Origin of the sequence: Nocardiopsis sp. Huas11, from assembly GCF_003634495.1 — a bacterium.
GTDB lineage: Bacteria > Actinomycetota > Actinomycetes > Streptosporangiales > Streptosporangiaceae > Nocardiopsis.
Window position 1 is genome coordinate 6,746,570 of sequence record NZ_RBKY01000001.1, and the last position, 17,407, is coordinate 6,763,976.

At 69.8% G+C, this 17,407-nt stretch carries 17 protein-coding genes; 8 read left to right on the plus strand and 9 right to left on the minus strand.

All coding sequences use genetic code 11. From position 1 onward, the window contains the following. The first annotated feature begins 23 nt into the window (after positions 1-23). On the plus strand, positions 24-461 hold the full coding sequence (locus DFP74_RS30270; RefSeq protein ID WP_121187020.1) for an ATP-binding protein: 438 nt from the start codon (positions 24-26) through the stop codon (positions 459-461). 7 nt (positions 462-468) lie between these two features. On the opposite strand, the gene DFP74_RS34085 is transcribed toward DFP74_RS30270, so the two are convergent. From DFP74_RS34085 to DFP74_RS30280, 3 genes are all read right to left on the minus strand, one after another. Next, a complete protein-coding gene (locus tag DFP74_RS34085; RefSeq protein WP_199725827.1) occupies positions 469-621 on the minus strand; it encodes a hypothetical protein in 153 nt (50 codons plus the stop codon). 233 nt (positions 622-854) lie between these two features. Next, entirely contained in the window at positions 855-4,097 is a 3,243-nt protein-coding gene (locus DFP74_RS30275; RefSeq protein WP_121187022.1) for an efflux RND transporter permease subunit, read from the minus strand. A gap of 613 nt (positions 4,098-4,710) precedes the next feature. Further along, complete coding sequence (locus tag DFP74_RS30280; RefSeq protein WP_121187024.1) at positions 4,711-5,043, minus strand: helix-turn-helix transcriptional regulator; 333 nt, start codon at positions 5,041-5,043, stop codon at positions 4,711-4,713. Positions 5,044-5,172: 129 nt separating this feature from the next. Between DFP74_RS30280 and DFP74_RS30285 the strand changes: the two genes are divergently transcribed. From DFP74_RS30285 to DFP74_RS30305, 5 genes are all read left to right on the plus strand, one after another. Then, on the plus strand, positions 5,173-6,090 hold the full coding sequence (locus tag DFP74_RS30285) for a cation diffusion facilitator family transporter (RefSeq protein ID WP_121187026.1): 918 nt from the start codon (positions 5,173-5,175) through the stop codon (positions 6,088-6,090). A gap of 205 nt (positions 6,091-6,295) precedes the next feature. Further along, on the plus strand, positions 6,296-7,759 hold the full coding sequence (locus DFP74_RS30290; RefSeq protein WP_121187028.1) for a TrkH family potassium uptake protein: 1,464 nt from the start codon (positions 6,296-6,298) through the stop codon (positions 7,757-7,759). A 20-nt stretch (positions 7,760-7,779) separates the two neighbouring features. Further along, positions 7,780-8,451 carry a TrkA family potassium uptake protein gene (locus tag DFP74_RS30295; RefSeq protein ID WP_121187030.1) on the plus strand — a complete coding sequence of 224 codons (672 nt, stop codon included), beginning with the start codon at positions 7,780-7,782 and terminating at the stop codon, positions 8,449-8,451. A 150-nt stretch (positions 8,452-8,601) separates the two neighbouring features. Then, positions 8,602-9,657, plus strand: coding sequence for a metal ABC transporter substrate-binding protein (locus tag DFP74_RS30300; protein ID WP_121187032.1), 1,056 nt, complete (start codon positions 8,602-8,604; stop codon positions 9,655-9,657). Between the two features lie 320 nt (positions 9,658-9,977). Beyond that, positions 9,978-10,211, plus strand: coding sequence for a DUF397 domain-containing protein (locus tag DFP74_RS30305; RefSeq protein WP_121187034.1), 234 nt, complete (start codon positions 9,978-9,980; stop codon positions 10,209-10,211). Positions 10,212-10,715: 504 nt separating this feature from the next. Here the strand turns inward: DFP74_RS30305 and DFP74_RS30310 are convergent. Further along, on the minus strand, positions 10,716-11,558 hold the full coding sequence (locus DFP74_RS30310; RefSeq protein ID WP_121187036.1) for a helix-turn-helix transcriptional regulator: 843 nt from the start codon (positions 11,556-11,558) through the stop codon (positions 10,716-10,718). A 266-nt stretch (positions 11,559-11,824) separates the two neighbouring features. Further along, a complete protein-coding gene (locus tag DFP74_RS30315; protein ID WP_121187038.1) occupies positions 11,825-12,322 on the minus strand; it encodes an ATP-binding protein in 498 nt (165 codons plus the stop codon). Positions 12,323-12,624: 302 nt separating this feature from the next. On the opposite strand from DFP74_RS30315, the gene fabG reads away from it, so the two are divergent. Beyond that, positions 12,625-13,383, plus strand: a complete 759-nt coding sequence (fabG, locus tag DFP74_RS30320; RefSeq protein WP_199725828.1) for a 3-oxoacyl-ACP reductase FabG — start codon at positions 12,625-12,627, stop codon at positions 13,381-13,383. A 119-nt stretch (positions 13,384-13,502) separates the two neighbouring features. Here the strand turns inward: fabG and DFP74_RS30325 are convergent, their stop codons facing one another. The 4 genes from DFP74_RS30325 to DFP74_RS30340 all read right to left on the minus strand — a co-directional run bounded on the left by DFP74_RS30325 (position 13,503) and on the right by DFP74_RS30340 (position 16,570). After that, positions 13,503-14,429, minus strand: a complete 927-nt coding sequence (locus DFP74_RS30325) for a serine hydrolase (protein WP_233571233.1) — start codon at positions 14,427-14,429, stop codon at positions 13,503-13,505. Between the two features lie 199 nt (positions 14,430-14,628). Then, positions 14,629-15,237, minus strand: coding sequence for an energy-coupling factor transporter transmembrane protein EcfT (locus DFP74_RS30330; RefSeq protein WP_121187042.1), 609 nt, complete (start codon positions 15,235-15,237; stop codon positions 14,629-14,631). After that, a complete protein-coding gene (locus DFP74_RS30335; RefSeq protein ID WP_121187044.1) occupies positions 15,234-15,935 on the minus strand; it encodes an energy-coupling factor ABC transporter ATP-binding protein in 702 nt (233 codons plus the stop codon). Before DFP74_RS30335 ends, DFP74_RS30330 begins: the two co-directional genes overlap by 4 nt. Further along, positions 15,935-16,570, minus strand: a complete 636-nt coding sequence (locus tag DFP74_RS30340) for a biotin transporter BioY (RefSeq protein ID WP_121188626.1) — start codon at positions 16,568-16,570, stop codon at positions 15,935-15,937. The genes DFP74_RS30335 and DFP74_RS30340 overlap by 1 nt, the downstream gene beginning before the upstream one ends. A gap of 303 nt (positions 16,571-16,873) precedes the next feature. On the opposite strand from DFP74_RS30340, the gene DFP74_RS30345 reads away from it, so the two are divergent. Then, entirely contained in the window at positions 16,874-17,371 is a 498-nt protein-coding gene (locus DFP74_RS30345) for a hypothetical protein (RefSeq protein ID WP_121187046.1), read from the plus strand. The last annotated feature ends 36 nt before the right edge of the window (positions 17,372-17,407 follow it).

Genomic DNA, 17,407 nt, shown 5'->3' on the forward strand with positions numbered 1-17,407 from the left:
CCTTACAACGTCCGGCGAATTCCATGGAAGAGCGCACCCCGCACAGCACCGAGACCGTCCCCCGAACCCTGAGACGACGGTTCCCCGGGTTGCCCAGCCAGATCGCCTACGCCCGCAGGTTCGTGGCCCGGCAGCTGGCGGACTCACCGGAACTCACCACCGCGACCCTGCTGACCAGTGAGCTCGCCACGAACGCGATCACGCACAGCGCGTCGGGGATGGCCACCGGCAAGTTCGAGGTATGCGTGCGGCTGTCGTCGGGATGGGCGCGGGTGGAGGTTCGGGACCTGGGCAACGTCATGGAAGCCCCCCAGCCCCAGCACCGGGACCCCTACGACACCGATGAACACGGTCGGGGCCTGGATCTGGTCGAGGCGCTGGCACGGGCATGGGGATCCGAGCCCCGCTCGGACGGCATGGGCCGGATGGTCTGGTTCGAGTTGTCCTGGGACGAGGAGTGAGAAGCCCCTACTCCTCGGGCGTGCGGGCGTCCTCGCTCTCGGTCGGCGTCAGCCGGTAGCGCTCGTACAACTCGCGTGCGTAGTCCTTCGCCTCCTGCGAGGGCTCCTCGCCCAGCTCGGCGCGGACGAGGTCGTCAAGGCTCTTGTTCGTGTCATCCATGTGACGCAGCCTGCCTGTAGTGCGCGGATAGCACAAATCGACGCCCCGGTGACAGCGTGTTCGGCCTGAGACCGCGAGGGCCCGACGCCGGGCAGACCCGGCTCCCGGCGCCCCGGGCCCGAAGCGAAAACGGACCGAAGACGGACCGAAGCGCGCCGCGGGCGAAGTCCCGACACGACCAAGGGCGCCCCGCGCTGTGCACGGGACGCCCTCACGGTCGAACGATCGAACGGTCAGCGGCCGACCGGCTCCTCGGCGCGCTCGGACGCACCGCCTCCGCCGTCGGACTCCCCCGCCTCACCGGCCGCGGAGACCGACCGCGCCTGGTTCCGGCGGGCGGCGCGACGCTCGCGGCGCCGCTCCCGCTTGTCGGCCCGGCGCTCCTTGCCCCGCTCCACCAGCTGGTAGAGGACCGGGACCAGGATCAGCGTCAGCAGCGTGGAGGACACCAGTCCGCCGATCACCACGATCGCGACCGGGGCCGAGACGAACGCTCCGCCGCCGGCGAGACCGGTGGCCATGGGCATCAGGGCCGCGATGGTCCCCGCCGCCGTCATCAGGATCGGGCGCAGACGGTGCCGGGCCCCTTCGACGATCGCCTCGCTCAGCTCCATGCCCTTGTTGCGGTTCTGGTTGATCAGGTCCATCAGGACGATGGCGTTGGTGATGACGATGCCGATGAGCATCACCATGCCGATCAGCGCCGCGGCGCCGACCGGGGTACCGGTCAGCAGCAGCAGGCCGAGCGAACCGGTGGCCGCGAAGGGCACCGAGATCAGCAGCAGCAGCGGCTGGATCAGGCTCTTGAACGTCGCCACCATGATCAGGTAGCAGATCACGATCGCGGCGAGCAGCGCCAGGCCGAGCTGCATGAAGCCCTCGGTCTGGTCCTCGCTGGCGCCGCCGATGGTGGCGGAGGCACCCGAGGGCAGGTCCAATCCGTCCACGGCCTCCATGACCTCGGCGCTGACCGTACCCAGGGATCCGGTGACGGTGGCCGACACGCTGGCGCTGGTCACTCCGTCCACACGGGTCAGCTCGGGCGCCTGGAGCACCTCTTCGACCTCGGCGACCTCGGAGAGCTCGATCTCCTCCCCCGTGGGCGTGACGAGCGGCAGCTCCTCCAGCTCGTTCACGGACTCCGGCGCCTCCTGGACGCGGACCACCACGTCGTGGCGGGCGTCGTCGAGGGTGGCGGTGCCCACGCGCTGGCCCTGGAAGGCCGCGGTGACCGCCTGGCCGACCATCGCCTCGGACATGCCCTGGTCGGCCGCTTCCTCGGCGTCGACGCGGACCTCCAGGGCGGCCTGCGAGGCGGCGACCCCGTTGACGACGTCGGCGACGCCGTCGATCCCGTCCAGCTCCTGCTCGACCAGGTCCGTGGCCTCGGTCAGGGTCTGCTGGTCCTCCGCGGTGACCTGGACGTCGATGTCGGACGTGGCGCCCATGCCGCCGGAGGAGTCCAGACGCGGCTCGTGCTCGGTGTCGATGTCGGCGAACGCGTCGCGCAGCACCTCGCGGTTGCGCAGCTGGTCGGTCTCGGGGTCGGCCGTGATGGTGTAGGAGATCTCGTCGGATCCTCCGCCCATCATCGGGTCGTTGCCACCGACACTGACCTGGTAGGAGTCGATCCAGGCCATCCCGGCCAGGACGTCCTCGACCTTGGCGGCCTCCTCGTCGGCGGTGTCCAGCGACGTGCCGGGCTCGAGCTCCTGGACGGCCAGGTAGGTGTTCTCCTCGGCCTGGCCGAGCCAGTCGGTCTCCGCGGTGGTGGCCATGGCGACCGTTCCACCGACGATGACGACCGCCGCGGCGAGCGTGATCGCCGTGGCGCTCTTGCGCTTGGTGGTGATCCACCGGATGACCGGGAGGTACATGCGCTGGAGCGGACGGCGCTTCTCGCGCTCGCTCTCCTGGCGCTCGAGCTCCTCCTGGGAGACGTCGCCGACCTCCCGCGGGCGCAGGAACCAGTAGCACAGCACCGGCGTGATGGTGAGGGCCACGAGCAGCGAGGCGGCCAGCGCCAGGCTGCTGGTCACGGCGAAGGGCGTGAAGAGCTCGCCCACCATGCCGCCGACGAAGGCCAGCGGCAGGAAGACGGCGATGGTGGCGAAGGAGGACGAGGCCACGGCGGTGGCGACCTCGCGCACACCGTCCTTGACCGCGGTCATGCGTTCCTTGCCGTAGTCCATGTGGCGCCGGATGTTCTCCAACACCACGATGGAGTCGTCCACGACACGACCGATGGCGATCGTGATCGCCGCCATGGTCAGCATGTTCAGGGTGAACCCGAACGCCTGCATGCCCAGGAAGGACACCAGCAGGGAGGCCGGGATCGAGACCGCGATGACCAGCGTGGAGCGGATGGACAGCAGGAACACCAGGATGACGATGACCGAGGCGACCAGGCCGTAGCCGCCGGCCTCGAACATGTCGGTGATGGAGTCGTTGATGAACGGCGCCTGGTCGAAGACGACGGAGACGTTGATGTCGTCGCCGAGCACGTCGGCCTGTTCGTCCAGGACCTTCTCGATGCCCTCGGAGATCTCGACGGTGTTGCCGTCGGGCATGGCCATGATCATCAGCGCGATGCTGGGGTCGCCGTCCAGGCGGGCGATGCTGCCGGAGTCCTGGGAGACGAGCTCGACCTCGGCGACGTCGCCGATCTGGACGGGCTCGGGCGCGGCGGCCGGGGGCGCCCCGGGGACCGCCGCCGACTGGTCGACACCCTGCTGCGGCTGCAGCCACAGGTCCTCGACGGCCTCCAGGGAGGTGAGCTGCTCACCGGTGGTGACGCTCAGGGAGCGGCCGTCCTCGTCGATGGAGCCGCCGGCCATGAGCAGGCCGCTGGACTCCAACGCCTGGGTGACGTCGTTCGAGGTGACGCCGGCGTCCTCCATCTCGTCCTCGTCCAGGACGACCTCGACGTCCTCGCCGGGCACGCCGGTGAGGTTCGCGGCGCGCACGCCGGGCACGGACTCCAGCTCGGGCAGGAGCACGTTCTCGATGGTGGCGGCCATGGCCTGCTCGTCGCCGCTCTCGGTGCTCGCGGCGAGCATGACCACGGGGAACATGTCCGTGCTCATGGACATGACGTTGGCGTCGACCTCGTCGGGCAGGAACCCTGCGGCCTGGTCGACCGCGACCTGGGTCTCGCGCACGAGCGCGTCCTGGTCCTGGCCGTAGTCGAACTCCGCCATGATCTGGGCGGAGCCGGTGCTGCTCGTGGAGTTGACCGCGGTGACGCCCTCGACGCCCTGGACGGCCTGCTCCAGCGGTTCGGTGACCTGTCCCTCCACGACCGTGGGGGTGGCGCCCTCATAGGACGCGGTGACCATGACCATCGGCAGCGAGAACTCCGGGAAGAGCTCGCGCTTGGCCGACATGGCCGCGAGGACCCCGAAGAAGAGGATGGCCAGAGTGATGAGGAGGACCAGCGCCCGGTTGCCGAGCGACACGACCGAGAGTCGGTTCATGTGGTCGCTCCCTTCGTGGTGTGGCGGGTCGTCCCCACGGGGGAACGGCCCGTTCCACGGACCCTGATGGCCGATCTGGACATGAGAGTTTCTCGCTCCTAGTTCGCTGCCGTATGGACCGCCGGACCGGACGGTGCCGCGGGCGGGGTCGCCCGCGCAGGCCGGTGCTCCGATCGCGTGACCGGTCCTCGAAAGTTGTGTGGGGGATGCAGGCCCCGAGCCCGGGTGCCGGGCCCGCGCTCGCGGGCGGTGCATCCGCCGGGCGCGCTTCTCACCTTACTTCGCGACATATCGGAAGTTGAGCCCAACGGGCGTGGTTCAGGGAAGTCTCAGGGTCGCGTCAGTCTTCTGTCAGGGTCGGCCCCGACGAAAGTCGGAGCCGCTCTCCGGATTCCTCGGATTCCCCTGTGCGACGTGGCGCTTCTCAGGCGGGCGACCGTGCGCAATAGTAATGCGCGTCACATTCCTTTTCCACCCCGGAACGCCTTCGACGTCGTTTCGCATACCCGAATGACACGGCCGGGAACTCTGCGTCAACACGAACCGCATTCGACGCGCGGCGCGAATAGCGTCATTCACCCGGTCAACCGACCACCGGGCGGACCGACGAACGTCAGGCGCTCGGCGCGCGCTCCTCGAGGGGCTCGTGCGGCTGCGCGGTGCCCCACACCACCCGCAGCAGGTCGTCGAGCGCGTGCGCGAGGGAGTCGTCGACCAGCTCGTAGCTGACCTGGCGGCCCCGGGCGTGGGTGCGCACCAGACCGCAGTCGCGCAGGCAGGCTAGGTGGTTGGAGACGTTCTGGCGCGTCAGCCCGAGCTGGTCGGCCAGTCCCGCCGGATAGTGCGGCCCGTCGAGGAGGGCGAGGAGGAGCCGGCTGCGCGTGGGATCCGACAGCGCGCGGCCGAGGCGGTGGATGGCGGAGAGGCGCTGCTCGGCGGTCAACATGAAAATCATTGTACATAACTTGCTGTATAGACAGCCGGGACTGTATAAACAGTCGTGACTGAACTGTCCGTGCGGTGGGCACGGACACGGGTGCACGGCGGCCGACGGACCGAGACGACGGGGGAACCGATGGGTGCGGGACACGGACACGGCCACGGCATGACGACGGCGGGGGCGGCCAACCGTTCGAGGCTGGCCATCGTCCTCGCCCTCATGCTCTCCGTCGCCGTCGTCCAGGTCGTGGGCGCCGCGTTCAGCGGCAGCCTCGCCCTGCTCGCCGACGCCGGCCACACCGTGACCGACTCCCTCGGCGTCGCCCTGGCCCTGGTGGCCGTGTGGATCGCGGGCCGTCCCGCCACCACCCAGCGGACCTTCGGCTTCCAGCGCGCGGAGATCCTCGCCGCCGCCGTCAACGCGCTGGTCCTGTTCGGCCTGTGCGGGTTCATCGTGGTGGAGGCGGTCGAACGGCTCCAGTCCCCCGCGCCCGTGTCCGGACTCGGGATGGTGGCCGTGGCCGCCTTCGGCCTGGTCATCAACATCGTCGGGCTGTTCGTGCTGCGCGGCGGCGCCAAGGAGAGCCTCAACGTCAAGAGCGCCTACGTCGAGGTCCTGGGTGACGCGCTGGCCTCCGTGGGCGTCATCGTCGGCGGCCTGGTGGTCTGGATCACCGGCTGGGCCCAGGCCGACACCGTGGTCTCCCTGGTCATCGCCGCCATCATCGTCCCCCGCGCCTGGTCGCTCCTGCGCGACGCCGTGCACATCCTGCTGGAGGCCGCGCCCAAGGGCATGGACCTGGACGAGGTACGGGGCCACCTCCTCGGCCACCCCGCCGTCATCGACGTCCACGACCTGCACGCCTGGACCATCACCTCCGGGGTCCCGGTCATGTCGGCGCACGTGGTGGTGGCCGAGGACGACCTCAAGGACACCGGCCGGATGCTGGACGAACTGCACGGATGCCTGGCCGGGCACTTCGACGTCGAGCACTCCACCCTGCAGCTCGAACCGCCCGGCCACGCCGACCACGAGGGCGCCGACCACGCCTGAGGCACTCGGGACGCCTGGGGCCTGAGAGGGTCATCCGGGAACGCCGCCCGGGCCGCCCGCGGCCCACGACCTGCCCGCCCTGCCCCCACGGCCTGGTCACACCCCGGTACCCTCCGGCGGGCCCCGTGCCACGCACTCCCTCCCAACTGGCAGAATCGATCCGGTCCGGAGGACGTGACACGGAGGTTTGGGTGGATACGGGACAATGAGGTGGGTGTCCGACGCGACGCGCGACCGAGCCGCACTGTGGAGGGCTGTGGTCGGCCGCCGCCTGTCCGAACTGCGTTCCACGTTCACGCTGCGCAGACGGCGCCGCTTCGAGCAGGCGCTGGTCCGGCCCCGGTCGGCGTGGGACAAGCCCGCGCGCGCCTTCCTCGTCATGTTCGTCGCCGTCGACGCGCTGGGCACGCTCCTGCTCATGACTCCGGCCGCCTCCACCCGCGCGGAGGGCCTGACCTTCGTCGAGGCGTTCTTCACCGCGACGACCTCGCTGGCGGTGTGCGGCCTGTCGGTCATCTCCATCGGCGGCGACCTCACCACGTTCGGCCACGTCGTGGTCCTGGCCCTGATCCAGGTCGGCGGCATCGGCATCATGACCCTGGCCTCCCTGCTGGGCGTCGCCGTCGTGCAGAGGTTCAGCCTGCGCATGACCCTGAACGTGCAGGCGGAGAACCGGGCCCTCGCGGTGGGCGACGTCGGCGGGATCGTGCCCCGCGTGGTCAAGGTGTGCCTGGTCATGGAAGCGCTGGTGTTCCTGATCATCACGCCGCGCATGTGGCTGGGCCACGGCATCCCGCTCGGGGACGCCGCCTACTCCGGCCTGTTCCACTCCATCTCCGCGTTCAACAACGCGGGGCTCTCGCTCTACGACGAGAGCATGTCCCGTTTCTCCGGTGACGCGATCGTCCTCATGCCCATCGCGGCCGCCGTGATCCTCGGCGGCATCGGGTTCCCCATCCTCATCGAGATGCGCCACCACTGGCGTACGCCCGAGCACTGGTCACTGCACTCCAAGCTCACGATCATCACCAGTGGACTGCTCTTCGGCGTCACGGCCGTCCTGATCATCCTCATGGAGTGGAACAACCCGGACACGCTCGGCGGGCTGCACTGGTGGGCCCGGATCACCGACGGGATCTTCCACGGCGTCATGCCGCGCAGCGGCGGCTTCAACGCCACCGATACCGGGGCCATGAACGACTCCACGCTGCTGCTCACGATCATGATGATGTTCGTCGGCAACGGCAGCGCCGGGACCGCGGGGGGCATCAAGGTCGCGACTCTGGCCGTGCTGTTCCTGGTGGTGTGGTCCGACGTGCGCGCGCACGACCGGGTGCACGTGTTCGACCGCCGGCTGGCGCCCGACGTCATCCGGCAGTCGTTGAGCCTGACCTTCCTGTCGATGACCGTGGTCGCCGTCACGACGGTGTTCTTCCTGCACACGACGCCGTTCACCTTCATGGAGACCCTGTTCGAAGTGGTCTCCGCCGTGGGTGTGGTCGGATTGTCCATGGGCATCACCCCTGATTTGGCCCCCTGGGCACAGAGCCTGATCGCGGTCCTGATGATGGCCGGGCGCATGGGACCCATCACGTTCGTGACCGCGCTGGCGTTCCGTGAACGCAAGCGCCGCTACGATTTCGCCGAAGCGCGGCCGATGATCGGCTGAGATTGACGAGGAGAGGCCACGTGCCGCACAGCAAGAAGGTGTCCGACAAACGCATCCTGGTGATCGGGTTGGGCCGCTTCGGCAGTTCCATGTCCCTGGAGCTGGTCAACCACGGCTGGGAGGTGCTGGGCATGGACTCCAGCCCGCGGCTGGTCCAGATGTTCTCGGACGCCCTGACCCACACCGTCATCGCCGACGCCACCGACGACGAGGCGCTCCGCCAGATCGGCGCCTCGCAGTTCAGCCACGCCGTGGTCGCGATCGGCACGCATCTGGAGGAGAGCATCCTGGCGACCTCCCAGCTGGTCGACCTGGGCGTGCCGGACATCTGGGCGAAGGCCGTCAGCCGGCGCCACGGCCGGATCCTGGAACAGGTCGGCGCCCACCACGTGGTCCTGCCCGAGCACGACATGGGTGAGCGCGTGGCCCACCTGGTGTCGGGGCGGATGCTGGACTACGTGGAGCTGGAGGAGGGCTTCTCCCTCGGCAAGACCAAGGCGCCCCGAGAGCTGCTCGGCAAGTCCCTGCGCGAGACCCGGGTCCGGCACAAGTACGGGATCACGGTGGTCTCGGTCAAGCGGCTGGGCGAGCCGTTCACGTACGCCACCGAGGAGACCGTGCTGCACAAGGGCGACCTGATCGTGGTCGCGGGGCGCACCGAGGACGTGGAGCGCTTCGCCGAGTCCAACTGAGGCCGGTGCGCGGGTTCACCACCTGAGGCACACGGCCGGGTCCACCTGAGGCGTACGGCCGGGCCGGCGGAGGGCTCTTCGGGAGCCGATCGGGAGCCGCTCGAATGCGGACAAATTGACAACCGTTTTCATTTTCCCGATGATGGACCCATGCGAACTGGGACAACCTTGCGTGCGGCCGCCCTCGGCGCCGCCATGATGACACTGGCGGCGTGCGGCGGCGGCGGGGAGGAAGCGTCCGGGGCCGAGCCCGCCGACGCCGCCCTGACCGTGGTCACGGGCGTCTACCCCCTGGAGTGGCTGGCCACGGAGGTCGGCGGCGACCGCGCCTCCGTCGTCCAGCTCACCGAACCCGGCGTCGAGCCGCACGACCTGGAGCTGACCGGTCGACAGGTCGGCCAGGTGAGCGAGGCCGACATCGCCCTCTCCGTCTCCGGCCTCCAGCCCGCGGTGGACCAGGCCGTCGAGCAGGAGGCCGCCGAGGCCGCCCTCGACGTCGCCGACATCGTCGAACTGCGCCCCGCCGACCCCGAGGAGGAGGCGCACGAGGACGAGGAGGGCGACGAGCACGCCCACGAGGATGAACACGCTCATGAGGACGAGCACGCCCATGAGGACGAAGAGGCCCACGAGGAAGAGGAAGCCCACGCGGAGGAGGGCGGGGAGGACGCGCACGACCACGGCGAGTTCGACCCGCACTTCTGGCTCGACGTCGACCTGATGTCCCAGACCGCCACCGCGCTCGCCGAGCGCATGGCCGAGGTCGACCCGGACGGGGCGGCGGCCTACGAGGAGAACGCCGAGGCCGTGACCGCCGAACTGGTCGCGATCGGCCAGGAGTACGAGGACGGCCTCGCCTCCTGCGCCCACGACGAGGTGGTCGTCGGGCACACCGCGTTCACGTACCTGACCGACGCCTACGGGCTGGAGCAGATCGGCGTCAGCGGGGTCGACCCCGACAGCGAGCCCTCGCCCTCGCAGATCGCGGCGATCTCCGACATCGTCGAGGACCGCGGCATCACCACGGTCTTCACCGAGCCCCTGATGCCGGACGCGACCGCCGACACCATCGCCGCGGAGTCCGGCGCCCAGGTCGAGGTGCTCGACCCCCTGGAGGGCGTCACCGAGGACTCCCCCGGCGACGACTACCCCTCGATCATGCGCGGCAACCTGGCGGCCCTGACCACCGCCCTGGAGTGCTCCTGATCCATGCCGGACGGGGCCGCCCGCCCCGCGGCACCACCGGTTCCACACCTTGCGCGCCCCACCGATCCCTCCGGATCGGTGGGGCTTTGTGCGTGTACGCACCCCTGCGATACGGGGCGGATCGGACGTTCGCCCGCCTCGGCCCATTGGTCCCGGGTCACCACAGGACTCCCATCGGGTTACACCGCGCTTACATCGAACCAAAGTCGGGGACAGGTGGTGTTGGTCACGCTAAGCTTGTGAATGTGCCGGTGCTTATGCACGTGCATCTGGCAGTGCATCGGCACGCACGTTCCCCACACGTTCGAAGGAGCAGGACCATGACCGCACACAACGGGATCAGCGCCACCGAGCTCACCGAGGCCGCCTGGCAGAAGGCCAAGCGCAGCAACTCCCAAGGAGCCTGCGTGGAGATGGCTCGTCTGGCCGACGGTTCCATCGCGGTGCGCAACTCGCGCTTCCCCTCGGGTCCCGCGCTCGTCTACACGCAGGAAGAGATCGACTGCCTCATCCACGGCGCGAAGGACGGCGACTTCGACAACCTGATCAGCTAGGCCGTGTCGGCTGGATCGCGCCGCCCACCCGTCGCCCACCGCCACCCACTGGGGCGCTGCGCGCATCGGGTGGGCTCGCGCCCTCAACCGACACCTGCGGTGCGATCACACCCTCCCGTAGAGGGTTGAGCGTCCCCCTCGCCCACGGGGACGCACGACGTCACAGGGCATAGCGGGAACCACCGCCTCGGTGGAATCGGCCTCGATCCGCCCCACACGGACAGGCCGGGCACGAGTGCCCGGGGTCGGCGTCGGCCGCGAGTGATCCGGCGGCCGAGCACCGCCGGGACCTGATCCGCGGCGCACCGGGGGCGTGCCTCGGGTCAGGCTCCGGCGGTGGCTCCGCCGGTGAGGGGCGGAGCTACCGCGCGACGCCGATGACGGAGCGCTCCAGCTCGTCCGCGGAGCCTTCCATCGAACCGGAGAACACGAAGGGCCCGCCGCGGCGAGCCCATACCCTCGTGTCACACCCGTGCGCGTCCTACGGACGGCCCACGACGGGTGTCAGTCCCTCTCCAGGTCCTCCAGCATCTCCTCGAGCAGCTCCAGCGTCTCGTCCGGCGTGGCCGCCGCGACGCTGAGCCTGGTCATCGCCTTGGTGTAGGCCTCCACGACACTGCGCCGGTCCACGATCTCACCGTCGGTGAGCTGTTCCAGGTACAGGAGGTCGGCCAGCTCGAACTCCGAGTAGCGCAGCAGGGTGAAGGAACCCGCCTCCGCCGCGTGCGCGCCCACCTCGAAGGGGATGATCTGCAGCGTGATGTTGTCGTAGTCCCGGCAGAACTCGATGAGCCGCCGGATCTGGCCGCGCATGATCTCCCGACCGCGGGCCTTGCCGCCGATGGGCCGGCGCACGGCCGCCTCGTCCAGGATCACCCACATGCGCATCTCGTGGTCGCGGTCCAGACGTTTCTGTCTCTGGAGTCTGGCCTCGATCCGCTGCTCGGTGACCATGTCCGTCTCGACGCCGCCGGAGATGATCTCGCGCGCGTACTCCTCGGTCTGGAGCAGGCCGGGGACGAACTGCGACTCGTAGATGCGGATGTGGTCGGCGGCCTCCTCGAAGCCGACGTACCGCACGAGCCACTTGTGGAGGGAGTCGCCGTACTCCTTCCACCAGCCGGGCTTGTTGGATTCGCGGGCCACTTCGAGGAATTGCTTGATCACCGTGCGGTCGGAGACCCCGTACATCTTGAGGAGGTCCTCGATATCGCGCAGCTTGAATCCGACCCGGCCCAGTTCCATCCGGCTGATCTTCGACGCCGAGGCCCGAATCCGGTTCCCGGCGTCCTCGCGCGTGATACCGCGCTGTTCGCGATACTTCCGTAGCTCGTGCCCAAGCAGCATGCGACGCACGGTGGGGCCACTCCCCTTGCGCAGTCGAGCGATATCCACGTTCGCCGCCTCTCTGTCATTCCCCACAAGAGTATCCGGAACCGCCGGATACCCCTGCCGTGCGGTCACGACACTACATGTACACGATGGACGCATTGCCCCCCGCCACCACCGCTCGTGATGTGCGATGCGACAAGTCCGGCGACCCACAACGCACCTGTCCATCGATCGTCGACACAGTGGGCCCGGGGACGGCGCCCGCGGCGACGGCACCCGGATCACACGAATTGCGCCCAAACGAACTTTCCGCCCGGCGGTGTGGGAATCACACCCCACTCTCGCGCGAAAGCGCTCACCAGGGCAAGTCCCCTCCCGCCCTCCACGGTCGGATCCGGCTCCCTTCTGCTCGGCAGGCGATCTCCGCCGTCCCGGACGGCACAGATGAATTCACGCCCGCTGCGCATCAGGGACAGCTGAATGCCCTCGGCGCTGCGCCTGGTCAAGGCCAGCGGACCGCCGTGGCGCACCGCATTGGTGACCAATTCGGAAACCACCAGCGCGACATCTCCGGCCAAGTACTCCATGTCCCATTCTCGGAGAAGTGCCTCCGAAATCTCGCGTGCGGCTCCCACGGCGTGGGGCTGGGACTCCAGGCCCCACGTCACCGCGTCATGGCGGTCGCCGCAGACCGGTGTGTTCCAACGGCGGGAACCGTGCGTCAGGACCTTGAGCCACCATCCCCCGGCCGGCTCCGCCACCGCCTCCGCACACTCCATGCCATCCACTCCTCACTGATGCGACGTGGCCGTCTCCGGCGCCGCGCTGCCGTCGAGGGCGTGTGCCGCTGCACGGATCGAATGCACGTGCATCTTGGCTCTGTTCGGCAATCGTAGGCCACCTCCGGCCCATGTGCAGGCAAACCGCGATACCAGATCGAGAGGTTGTCGCCATCCCAGGTAGGAGTGCCGGACCGGGCCCGCCAGGTCGAACTCCTAGGGGACCCCCGGAGGCGTACCGACCGGTAGGCATGCGGATAGGATTCGCACGCGCCCACCACGTGACTTACTGGAGGTTTCACATGTCCCCAACGCCTCGTGTGGCGATCGTGACCGGAGCGGCCCGCGGAATCGGTGCCGCCACCGCCGAGCGCCTGGCGCGTGAGGGCCGGGCCGTCGCCGTGCTGGACCTGAAGGAGTCCGACGCCCAGGAGGTCGTGGACCGCATCACCGCCGACGGTGGAAAGGCCCTCGCGGTGGGCTGCGACGTCTCCGACGCCGACCAGGTCACCGCCGCGGTCGCCACCGTCGCCGAGCGGCTCGGCCCGCCCGCGATCCTGGTCAACAACGCGGGCGTCCTGCGCGACAACCTGCTCTTCAAGATGTCCCCGGACGACTGGGACACCGTGATGAACGTGCACCTGCGGGGCTCCTTCCTCATGAGCAAGGCCGCCCAGGCGCACATGACCGAGAACAGCTGGGGCCGGATCGTCAACCTGTCCAGCTCCTCCGCCCTGGGCAACCGCGGCCAGGCCAACTACTCCGCGGCCAAGGCGGGTCTGCAGGGCTTCACCAAGACCCTGGCGATCGAGCTCGGCAAGTTCGGCGTGACCTGCAACGCCGTGGCCCCGGGGTTCATCGAGACCGACATGACGCGGGCCACCGCCGAGCGCATCGGGATCGACTTCGACGCCATGAAGGAGTTCAAGGCCAAGGAGATCCCCGTGCGCCGCGCGGGCGTCCCGGCCGACGTCGCCAACACGGTCGCGTTCCTGACCGGTGAGGACGCCGGGTTCGTCTCCGGCCAGGTCATCTACGTGGCCGGCGGCCCGCTCGACTAGGCACGCCCCCGCGAACACCCTGCGTGCCCCGTCCGGCTCGTCCGGTCGGGGCACCGGGTCGGTGCCGTGCGCGGGCCCGGGGAGGGCACGGCACGAGCGCCGCCCTCCGGGCTCCCGGTTCACCGGGTGAACTCCTCGGTCTGCGTCCCCTCCAGGGTCTCGGTGACCAGGGAGACCATGGACTCGATGAGTTCGACCCCGGCGGCGTAGTCGCTGTTGCCGTCGGTGAGGACGGCCACGAGGTACTCGCGTTCGGGGCCGGCCACGAAGCCGACGCTGTTGACGTTCCAGAGCCCGTCGTTGGACGCGCGCGGCGTCCAGCCGTTCTTCACCCCGACGGTGTCCTCGGGCCCGGCCGCGGCCGAGACGCCCCATCCCTGTTCGGGGGCCACCGTCTCCATCAGGCCGAGCACGAAGGCGCGGTCCTCCTCCGACAGCGGACTGTCCTCGGTGTACAGGGCGCGCAGCAGGCGGATCTGGTCGGCGGCGGTGGTGCGGGTGGCCCCCCACACCCCGGACGCGTTGGGCTCGGTGCCGCTCAGTCCGAGGGTCCGCGCTCCCTCGACGAAGCCGTCGGTGAACCCGTTGCGCTGGTAGAGGACGTCGGTGACGTCGTTGTCGCTGTAGCGGATCATCGTCTCGGCCTGGGCGCGCTCCCCGGCGGTGAGCTCGCCTCCTCCCTCCTGCGCGCGGGCCAGGAGCATGGTCACCAGGCTGAGCTTGACGACGCTCGCGGTGTAGATCGGCTCATGCGCCCCGTAGCTGTAGGCGGCGCCGGTGCGCAGGTCCTGGACGGCGAGTCCGACGTCCGCGCCGGAGTGGGCGACGAGGTCGTCGATCCGGTCGGTGAGCTCCGCGCGTTCCTCCGCGCTCAGGGGGGAGCCGCCTGTGGCCGGCACGGTGACGGGGGCGAAGGGGACCAGGGTGAACGCGTGTCCGGAGAGCAGGCCGGACAGGTGGCGCGGATCCGGTGCGGGGGCACCGACCGAGGCCGATCCCGCACCCGACACGGTCAGCACCATGGCCGCGACCAGTGCCGCGGCCACGATCGCCGGCGGCCGGACTCGAGATGCACCGAGAATGCGCCAGGGCACACGATCACCGATTCGTTCGCACGGCGGGGGGATGCAGTGTGCCTGCGATTATTCACCCGAACACGGACGGGCGAACACATCCGAGACGGAATCGGTACCAATTGCACATCATGCGTTTTCAGAACGGGGTTCTATCGCCACCCGCACCCGTTCAGGGCTGGTCGGGCTCGTCGATCCCCCGCGCGACGAGCGCCTCACCCGTCGCCTCGGCCATCCGCAGCAGCTGCACGATCACCGGAACCACGAGCAGATGCGGCCGTCCGGACAGACCCCGCGCCACGTAGCCCTCACGGGCCGCCCGCCAGGCCGTGGCCACCATCGGGATCGAGCGGATGGTCAGGGCCAGGACCAGGGCCACCCGGTCCGGGTCGACGCCCACGTGCCGCAGCGGGCGGGCGGCGCGCTCGAACAGGTCGAGCATCTCCCGCACCCGTGTGGTGAGCGTGACGGCGTTGGCGAGCAGAATCAGGGCGGCCAGTTGGGCGACCAGGCGCACGGCCGTGGGCCAGTCGCCGAACAGGGTCTGGAACACCGCGATGGCCAGCAGGAACGGCCACATCACCCGTAGGACGTGCCAGGCGCGGCGCGCGCCCAGTCCGCTCAGGGGGTACACGGCCAGGGCGGCGGCCAGGGCGGCGACGCTGACCCGCGGGTCGCCCGCGACGATGATCACCACGCTCACGGCCAGCAGCGCGAGCAGTTTGGTCCCGGCCGTCAGGCGGTAGAGCACCCCGGTGCCGGGAACGTACAGGCCCGTCACCGGCCGGCCCCGTCCCGCTCCTCGTCGAGCATGCCGTCGGTGTAGGCCGCCACAGCGGCGTCGGGGGGACCGTCGAAGACCACGCGGCCCTCGTCGACGACCAGCACGCGATCGAAGTCGGCCAGTAGGTCGAGGTCGTGCGTGAACAGGATGAGCTGCTGTTCGAGGCCGGTGAGGGTGCGGTGCACCATGCGCGTGTTGCGCAGGTCGAGCAGGGTGGTGGGCTCGTCGCACACCAGGATCGCGGGTTCGGTCGCCATCACCGAGGCCAGCGCGAGCAGCTGTTTCTGTCCGCCGGAGAGCAGGTGGCCGGGGTGGTCGCGGTGGCCGTCGAGGCCGAACCGCTCCAGCAGGGCGTCGACCCGGCGGGCGGTCTCCTCGCGGCCCAGCCGGAGCCGGCGCAGCCCGATCTCCACGTCCTCGGCGACCGTGGGCATGACGATCTGGTTGGCGGCGTCGGAGAAGACGAACCCCACCCGGCGGCGGATCCGCCGGGCGTGGCGCCGGGTGTCCCACTCCCCCAGACGGACCCGGCCCTCGTCGGGGACGACGAGGCCGTTGAGGGTCCGGGCGAGCGTGGATTTGCCCGACCCGTTGGCCCCGATCACGCCGATGCGGTGCTCGGCGAGGTCGAGGGTGACGTCGCGCAGGACCACGCGGCCGTCGTAGGAGTGGGAGACACCCTCCAGGCGGAGCATCAGGCGTCCTCGGCTCGTTCCGTGGCGGTGTCGGCGGCGACCGGCCGCCCGGCCGGCGGGATGGGGTAGGCACGGGCGACGGTGGCGGCGATGGCGGCCGCGATCACGGCCTTGACCAGGTCGCCGGGCAGGTAGACGGCCATGGAGTAGCCGGCGGCGAGGAAGCCGTCCCCGAGGGCCACGGCCATCCACGGGACGCCGATCGCGTAGATCAGGGCGATGCCGCCGAGCACGTTGATGCCCAGCCCGGGCCAGAACCTGTACTTCCCGCGGCGCACCATGAGGTCGGTGAGCAGCCCGATGACCAGGGCGGCGAACACCCAGCTGACGATGAACCCGGCCGAGGGCGCCGCCAGGACGGCGATACCTCCGCGTCCGCCCGCGAACAGGGGGAGCCCGGCCAGTCCCAGGACGAGGAAGGTCGCCACGGCCAGGGTGCCGCGCTTCCAGCCCAGGAGGCTGGGCGCGAGCATGATGCCGAGGGTCTGGAGCGTGATCGGGACGGGGGAGAACGGGATCGGAATGGCGACCGTGACGCTCAGGGCGGCGATCAGCGCCGCGAAAACGGCGATGAGCGCGAGATCGCGGGCGGTCAGGCCCTTGTACTGGACCGATGTCGACGCGAAGGCGGGCATGCGTGTGTCCCCTCCGAGGAGTGTGTGGGAGATGATCGCACCCATTGTCCGTTATGCCGACCCGCCGACGGGAGTCCAGGCCCGACAGATACCGAGCCCCGAAGCTTGTAGGAGTTACTCCGGGGCGGCCCAGGTCACGGGCGTGCCGCGCGGCGGAGGGGCCGCGCCGGCTCCCCGTCCCCCGCGAGGGCACCTCTTCCGGATTGGTCCACACGTTCTCCGCGAAGCGCGGTACCAGTCACCGGAAAAGCTCTAGCATCGTCCGAGTACCGAGTCGAACTCCCCTCACGAAGGTACCCACACGTGACCATCACGCCCCGGCCGCAGACGATCGACTCCATCGCGAGGGCGGTCGTCACCCAGTGCGCGCCCGACGAGAAGGCCCACTACCCCCACCTGCGAGATGACTTCTTCGACCGCGGGAGCAGGACACCCGACGCCGATCACCCCCTGGGGTTCGGTGCCGTCGCCGTCGGCGTCGTCACCGGCATAGTCCTGAGCGTCCTCCACGAACTGGCGGTGGGTTCGCTGACCGAGGCCGCACGGCCCTGGTGGGACCGGTCCTGGGCATGGATCCTGACGAGACTGGGGATGCGCAAGGCACCCGAGACGGGCCCGGGCACAGTGCTCGCGGCCATTCCCGCGGACCGCATCGACGCCGTCACCAAGGCCATCGTGGCCCACGCCGTGCGCGCCGACATCCCCGAGGAGAAGGCGAGTCTGATCGCCGAGGCGGTGATCCGTGAACTGGACGAACCCGGTGGCCCCATCGACGGCACGACCGGTTCCGGAGAGCACTGACACGCCACAGGCCGCGGACCTCGATCCGTTCAGGTA

Bases quoted from the DNA above. Each gene is read 5' to 3' on its own strand.
- DFP74_RS30335 (WP_121187044.1), bottom strand. From the start codon at position 15,935: ATGCTCCGCCTGGAGGGTGTCTCCCACTCCTACGACGGCCGCGTGGTC.
- DFP74_RS30310 (WP_121187036.1), bottom strand. From the start codon at position 11,558: ATGCTGCTTGGGCACGAGCTACGGAAGTATCGCGAACAGCGCGGTATC.
- DFP74_RS30290 (WP_121187028.1), top strand. From the start codon at position 6,296: ATGAGGTGGGTGTCCGACGCGACGCGCGACCGAGCCGCACTGTGGAGG.
- DFP74_RS30285 (WP_121187026.1), top strand. From the start codon at position 5,173: ATGGGTGCGGGACACGGACACGGCCACGGCATGACGACGGCGGGGGCG.
- DFP74_RS30305 (WP_121187034.1), top strand. From the start codon at position 9,978: ATGACCGCACACAACGGGATCAGCGCCACCGAGCTCACCGAGGCCGCC.
- DFP74_RS30275 (WP_121187022.1), bottom strand. From the start codon at position 4,097: ATGAACCGACTCTCGGTCGTGTCGCTCGGCAACCGGGCGCTGGTCCTC.
- DFP74_RS30300 (WP_121187032.1), top strand. From the start codon at position 8,602: ATGCGAACTGGGACAACCTTGCGTGCGGCCGCCCTCGGCGCCGCCATG.
- DFP74_RS30315 (WP_121187038.1), bottom strand. From the start codon at position 12,322: ATGGAGTGTGCGGAGGCGGTGGCGGAGCCGGCCGGGGGATGGTGGCTC.
- fabG (WP_199725828.1), top strand. From the start codon at position 12,625: ATGTCCCCAACGCCTCGTGTGGCGATCGTGACCGGAGCGGCCCGCGGA.
- DFP74_RS30340 (WP_121188626.1), bottom strand. From the start codon at position 16,570: ATGCCCGCCTTCGCGTCGACATCGGTCCAGTACAAGGGCCTGACCGCC.
- DFP74_RS30280 (WP_121187024.1), bottom strand. From the start codon at position 5,043: ATGTTGACCGCCGAGCAGCGCCTCTCCGCCATCCACCGCCTCGGCCGC.
- DFP74_RS30270 (WP_121187020.1), top strand. From the start codon at position 24: ATGGAAGAGCGCACCCCGCACAGCACCGAGACCGTCCCCCGAACCCTG.
- DFP74_RS34085 (WP_199725827.1), bottom strand. From the start codon at position 621: ATGGATGACACGAACAAGAGCCTTGACGACCTCGTCCGCGCCGAGCTG.